This is a genomic window from Azospirillum sp. B4, assembly GCF_000333275.1.
Classification (GTDB): domain Bacteria; phylum Pseudomonadota; class Alphaproteobacteria; order Azospirillales; family Azospirillaceae; genus Nitrospirillum.
Genome location: NZ_BACU01000700.1, coordinates 1 through 5,162 on the forward strand (window position 1 = coordinate 1; position 5,162 = coordinate 5,162).

A 5,162-nucleotide genomic window follows, 5' to 3' on the forward strand; every position below is an offset into this window, starting at 1 on the left:
GCGCGCGCGGCGGCGGCCCCGGCCGGTGGACTGCTTTCCCGACAGCGACGCGCCCATGTCAGCCCCGCTCTTCCAGGTGGCGTTGCAGGATGGCGCTGAATTCCGTCACGAACGAGTCCAGCCGGTCGCCGAAGCGGGCGATGTCGGAGGAGAACTTGTTGTAGGCGATGCTGGCCGGGATGGCCGCCACCAGGCCCAGCGCCGTGGCGAACAGCGCCTCGGCGATGGAGGGGGCGACGACCGCCAGGCTGGTGTTGCCGGCGGCGGCGATGCTGGTGAAGCTGTGCATGATGCCCCAGACGGTGCCCAGCAGGCCGACGAAGGGGGCGTTGGAACCGACGGTGGCCAGCACGGTGATGTAGCGCTCGGTCTGCGCCATCTCGCGGCTGACGGTCACGGACATCACGCGCTCGATACGCTGGGCCAGGTTGGCCCGCATGGCGCCGGAGGAGGTCAGCCCGCGCTCGTTGGCGTGGCGCCATTCGCGCATGCCGGCGGCGAAGGTGGCGGACAGCGGATCGCCGGGGGCCTTGCCCACCTCTTCATAGAGCTGGTCCAGCGAACCGCCGGACCAGAACTGCTCCTCGAAATCGGCGGCGGCGGCCTTCATGCGGCGCAGCTTGATCGACTTGTCGAAGATGATGGCCCACACCCAGACGGAGGCCGCCAGCAGCCCCAGCATGATGGCCTTGACCAGCCAGTTGGCGGTCATGAACAGGCTGAGGGCCGACAGGTCGGCCGCCGGGTTGGCGCCCAGGGCCACGAAATTCATGATCTGATGCTGCATCGCCACTCTCACTCTTCTGACGGCGCGCCGTCACCCTTCGAATTGATCTTTTCGCCGCCGGCACCACCCAAGCCCAATCGGGCGAAGGCCTGCGCCACCGGCGTTGGGACCCGCACCGCCCGGCCTTGGGCGTTGATGCAGGCCAGTTTCAGGCTTAACCGGACCAGGACCTGGTCTTCCCTTCCGGCCGCGCCGGGCGGCACGATGCCACCACTTTGTGGCCGGTATATGGTCTGCTCGGCCAAAATCGTGGCACCGGTCACCCCGGTGATGCGGCTTCGCACCACCAGCGTGTTCTCCAACCGGGCCGGGGCCAGGAAATCCATGGTGCAGCGGCGCACGGCGAAGGCGACGCCGGTCGCCGCCACCTGCTCGGCATGCGGCACACCCAGCACCCGCAGCATCTCCGTCCGCGCCCGTTCGGCGTAGCGCAGATAATTGGCGTGGTAGACGATCCCGCCGGCGTCCGTGTCCTCGTAATAGACACGGACGGGGAAATGGTGGATGTCGCCCACCAGGTGGCCCGACAGGTTCAGGGCCTCAGACATCGGGCCCCTCCTCCGCGTCCGCCCCTTCCACGTCCCCCAGCAGGTCCAGCTGGCGCGCCGGGGTGACGGCCGGGACGGGCAAGCCCAGGTGGCGATATCCCATGTCGGTCAGGAGCCGGCCGCGCGGGGTGCGCTGCAACAGCCCCTGTTGGATCAGGTAGGGCTCGATCACTTCTTCCAGCACGTCGCGCTGTTCCGACAGCGCCGCCGCCAGCGTCTCCACCCCGACCGGGCCACCGCCGTAGTTGTTGGCGATGCAGTTGAGGTAGCGGTGATCCATGGCGTCGAAGCCCAGCCGATCCACCTCCAGCCGGGTCAGCGCGATGTCGGCCGCGCGAGCGTCGATCACCTCCGCGCCGGCCACGGCGGCGAAATCGCGCACCCGCCGCAGCAGGCGGCCGGCCACGCGCGGCGTGCCGCGCGAGCGGCGCGCGATCTCCAGCGCGCCCTCCGGCAGCAGCACCATGTCCAGCAGGCGGGCGGCGCGGCTGACGATCAGCTGCAACTCCTCCGGCTCATAGAACTGCATGCGCAGCGGAATGCCGAAACGCTCCCGCAACGGCCGGGTGATCAGGCCGGAGCGGGTGGTGGCGCCCACCAGGGTGAAGGGCGGCAGGTCGATGCGGACGGAACGCGCGGCCGGCCCCTCGCCAATGATGAGATCCAGGTGGAAGTCCTCCATCGCGGGATAGAGGATTTCCTCCACCGCCGGCGACAGGCGGTGGATCTCATCGATGAACAGCACGTCGTGCGGCTGCAGGTTGGTCAGCAGCGCCGCCAGGTCGCCCGCCTTGGCGATGACGGGACCGGAGGTGGCGCGGAAGCCCGCCCCCATCTCCTTGGCCACGATCTGGGCCAGGGTGGTCTTGCCCAGGCCGGGCGGCCCGAACAGCAGCACGTGGTCCAGCGACTCCGCCCGCGACCGGGCCGCCTGGATGAAGATGGACAGATTCTCGCGAACCTGCTTCTGGCCGGTGAAGTCAGCCAGCGACAGGGGGCGCAGCGACACGTCCGGCCCATCGCCGGCGGCGCGTTCGCGACTGACCAGGCGATCCGATTCCGGGCCGCCGCTCATGCGCTCAATTCCTTAAGCCCGGCGCGAATCAGTTCCGACACGCCAGCCTCGGGACCCAGGCGCGCCGCGCAGGCGGTGACGGCGGCGAACGCCTCCAGCCGCCTGTAACCCAGGTTGACCAGGGCGGAGACGGCGTCGGCCACGGCGCCGTTGGCGGCGGGAACCACGGCCGCGTCCGTCTTGCCGGCGGGCGTGCCGGCGGCGGTGGGGGCCAGTGCCAGGGCCGGCACCTTGTCCTTCAGCTCGCTGATCATGCGGGTGGCCAGCTTGGGTCCCACGCCGTCGGCCTGGGTCAGCGCCGCCTTGTCCTGGGCCATCAAGGCCTGGGCGATCTGCTCCGGCGACAGCACGGACAGGACGGCCAGGGCCACACGGGCCCCCACCCCCTGCACCGTGGTCAGCAGGCGGAACCAGTCCCGCTCCGCCACGTCGGCGAAGGCGAACAACTGCATCTTGTCTTCCGAAACCCACATCTCGGTCAGGACCGAGACAGCCTCCCCCGTGCCACCCAGCCGGCGCAAGGTGCGAGAGGAGGCGGAGACGAGATATCCCACCCCGCCCACGTCGATGATGGCCCAATCCAGGCCGGTGCTATCGAGAAGACCTTTGAGTTTGGCGATCATCGTGCGGCCCCCGCCATGATGCCGCCCACAAGGCGCCGGGTCTGGCTGTGGTGGGCGTGGCAGATGGCGACGGCCAGGGCGTCGGCGGCATCGGCCTTGGACAGCTGGAAGCCCGGCAGCAGCATGCGCACCATGGCCTGCACCTGCGTCTTGTCGGCGTGGCCGGCGCCCACCACCGACTTCTTCACCAGGTTGGGCGGGTATTCGGACACGGGCAGCCCTTCCCGCGCCGGGGCCAGCAGCGCGATGCCCCGCGCCTGGCCCAGCTTCAGCGTGGAGACGGGGTTCTTGTTGACGAAGGTCTCTTCCACCGCGGCCTCATCCGGCGTCCAGGTCCGGATGACGTCCTGCAGCCCCTCGTAGAGGGTGACGAGACGGCGGGCCAGATCGTCCCGATCGTCGGAATGCACGACCCCGTCGGCGACATGCGTCAACCGGTTGCCGGAAACGTCGATGACGCCCCAGCCCATGTTGCGCAAGCCCGGATCAAGGCCCAGCACGCGGATCGACCGATCCCCCATGGCCGCCGTCCCCCTTCCCTCGCCGCCTTAGCCCAGCTTCTCCAGCAGTTCCGGCGACAGCTCGAAATTGCCGATGACGTTCTGCACGTCGTCGCTGTCGTCCAGCACGTCCAGCAGCTTCAGCAGGCTCTGCGCCGCATCTTCCGATGGCGCGACGGTGTTCAGCGGCTGCCAGGTCAGCTTGGCGCCTTCCGGCGCGCCGAACTTGGCTTCCAGCGCGTCGCGCACCTCACCCAGGCTATCGACGCCGGTGATGATGGAGTGGCCGCCCTCGTCACTGCTGACATCGTCGGCGCCGGCCTCGATGGCGGCCTCCAGCACGGTGTCGGCATCGCCCACGGTGACCGGATAGGTGATCAGGCCGATGCGGTTGAACATGAAGCTGACCGAGTTGGTCTCGCCCAGCGTGCCGCCGTGTTTGGAGAAGGCGGAGCGCACTTCCGAGGCGGTGCGGTTGCGGTTGTCGGTCAGCGCCTCGACGATCAGGGCGACACCGCCGGGGCCGTAGCCCTCGTACCGCACCTCATCATAGTTGGTGTCGTCGCCGGCGCCGGGCGTGCCCTGCTTGATGGCGCGGTCGATGCGGTCGCGCGGCATGTTCTGCACACGGGCGGCCTGGATGGCGGCGCGCAGGCGCGGGTTGTGGCCCGGGTCGGGCAGGCCCGCCTTGGCCGCCACGGTGATTTCACGGGCAAGCTTGTTGAACAGCTTGGACCGCTTGACGTCCTGGGCGCCCTTGCGGTGCATGATGTTCTTGAACTGTGAATGTCCAGCCATGGGACCCTGAACTCTATATGGGGTTGAGCGGGGGTATATCCGGGCAGCTTGTACCACATGTTGTGGCACCAGGCACGTTCGCGGACAGGCCTAGGCGTTAAGCTTGCCACAGGCTAGTCACAGGACCGTTTCCGTCCGGGTTACGGCGGCTTTATGGCGGAATTCCGGCAATGGCGCCAAGGAGGTTTCTGCAACTCTCCCCGGAAACACCCCTCAAATATTCCCCGCGCCGCCAGCGGGCCCGCCCTGCATCCGCACGAGTCGGATCCTGGCGGCGCCCCCTGGTGGCGCCCCCCCCGGGGCGGCGCTAGTGTCAGGCCAGGACAGGGATGGACTGCGACAGGCGGCCGCCCACGCGCACCGCCTCGGCCCGCACGGCCAGGCCGGTGCGGTCGTCCGTCTCCACGAACACGCCGCAAACGCTGACCGTGGCGTCGTTCTCCGCCGGGGTCAGGCGGTCGGTCGGCAGCTTGCGCGTCAGGCGCAGCACCGCCGCCTCCTTCTTCATGCCGATGACGCTGTCATAGTCGCCGCACATGCCGGCGTCCGTCTGATAGGCGGTGCGGCCGTTCAGGATCTGGGTGTCGGCGGTGGGGGTATGGGTGTGGGTGCCCACCACCAGGGTGACGCGGCCGTCGCAGAAATGACCCATGGCCATCTTCTCCGACGAGGCCTCGCCATGCACGTCGATGACGATGGCGTCCGCCGCGTTGGGGCCAAGCGATAGGTGCGCAGCACCTTCTCCACCGCGNCGAAGGGGTCGTCCAGCGCGTCCATGAACAAGCGGGCCATGACGTTGAACCACAGCACCTTGCGCCGGCCATCCCGGGT

General features: G+C 68.9%; 6 protein-coding genes and 1 pseudogene. All 7 read right to left on the minus strand.

Annotated elements, in window-relative coordinates:
- Nucleotides 1-58 precede the first annotated feature (58 nt).
- The gene (gene tolQ, locus I55_RS31405; protein ID WP_044564671.1) at nucleotides 59-787 is read right to left on the minus strand and encodes a protein TolQ; all 729 of its coding nucleotides are present in this window, start codon (nucleotides 785-787) and stop codon (nucleotides 59-61) included.
- Between the two features lie 8 nt (nucleotides 788-795).
- A complete protein-coding gene (locus tag I55_RS31410) occupies nucleotides 796-1,335 on the minus strand; it encodes a YbgC/FadM family acyl-CoA thioesterase (protein ID WP_044564672.1) in 540 nt (179 codons plus the stop codon).
- Nucleotides 1,328-2,410, minus strand: coding sequence for a Holliday junction branch migration DNA helicase RuvB (gene ruvB / locus I55_RS31415; RefSeq protein ID WP_044564673.1), 1,083 nt, complete (start codon nucleotides 2,408-2,410; stop codon nucleotides 1,328-1,330). Before ruvB ends, I55_RS31410 begins: the two co-directional genes overlap by 8 nt.
- Nucleotides 2,407-3,033, minus strand: coding sequence for a Holliday junction branch migration protein RuvA (gene ruvA, locus I55_RS31420; RefSeq protein WP_044564674.1), 627 nt, complete (start codon nucleotides 3,031-3,033; stop codon nucleotides 2,407-2,409). Before ruvA ends, ruvB begins: the two co-directional genes overlap by 4 nt.
- Nucleotides 3,030-3,554 carry a crossover junction endodeoxyribonuclease RuvC gene (gene ruvC / locus I55_RS31425; RefSeq protein ID WP_085940158.1) on the minus strand — a complete coding sequence of 175 codons (525 nt, stop codon included), beginning with the start codon at nucleotides 3,552-3,554 and terminating at the stop codon, nucleotides 3,030-3,032. The genes ruvA and ruvC overlap by 4 nt, the downstream gene beginning before the upstream one ends.
- Before the next feature lie 27 nt (nucleotides 3,555-3,581).
- On the minus strand, nucleotides 3,582-4,331 hold the full coding sequence (locus I55_RS31430) for a YebC/PmpR family DNA-binding transcriptional regulator (protein WP_044564675.1): 750 nt from the start codon (nucleotides 4,329-4,331) through the stop codon (nucleotides 3,582-3,584).
- A 313-nt stretch (nucleotides 4,332-4,644) separates the two neighbouring features.
- Nucleotides 4,645-5,162: pseudogene (locus tag I55_RS31435) on the minus strand (YmdB family metallophosphoesterase); the annotation flags it as partial.

Excerpts from the sequence above, each read along its gene's own strand:
- tolQ (WP_044564671.1), bottom strand. The coding sequence starts at position 787 with ATGCAGCATCAGATCATGAATTTCGTGGCCCTGGGCGCCAACCCGGCG.
- I55_RS31410 (WP_044564672.1), bottom strand. The coding sequence starts at position 1,335 with ATGTCTGAGGCCCTGAACCTGTCGGGCCACCTGGTGGGCGACATCCAC.
- ruvB (WP_044564673.1), bottom strand. The coding sequence starts at position 2,410 with ATGAGCGGCGGCCCGGAATCGGATCGCCTGGTCAGTCGCGAACGCGCC.
- ruvA (WP_044564674.1), bottom strand. The coding sequence starts at position 3,033 with ATGATCGCCAAACTCAAAGGTCTTCTCGATAGCACCGGCCTGGATTGG.
- ruvC (WP_085940158.1), bottom strand. The coding sequence starts at position 3,554 with ATGGGGGATCGGTCGATCCGCGTGCTGGGCCTTGATCCGGGCTTGCGC.
- I55_RS31430 (WP_044564675.1), bottom strand. The coding sequence starts at position 4,331 with ATGGCTGGACATTCACAGTTCAAGAACATCATGCACCGCAAGGGCGCC.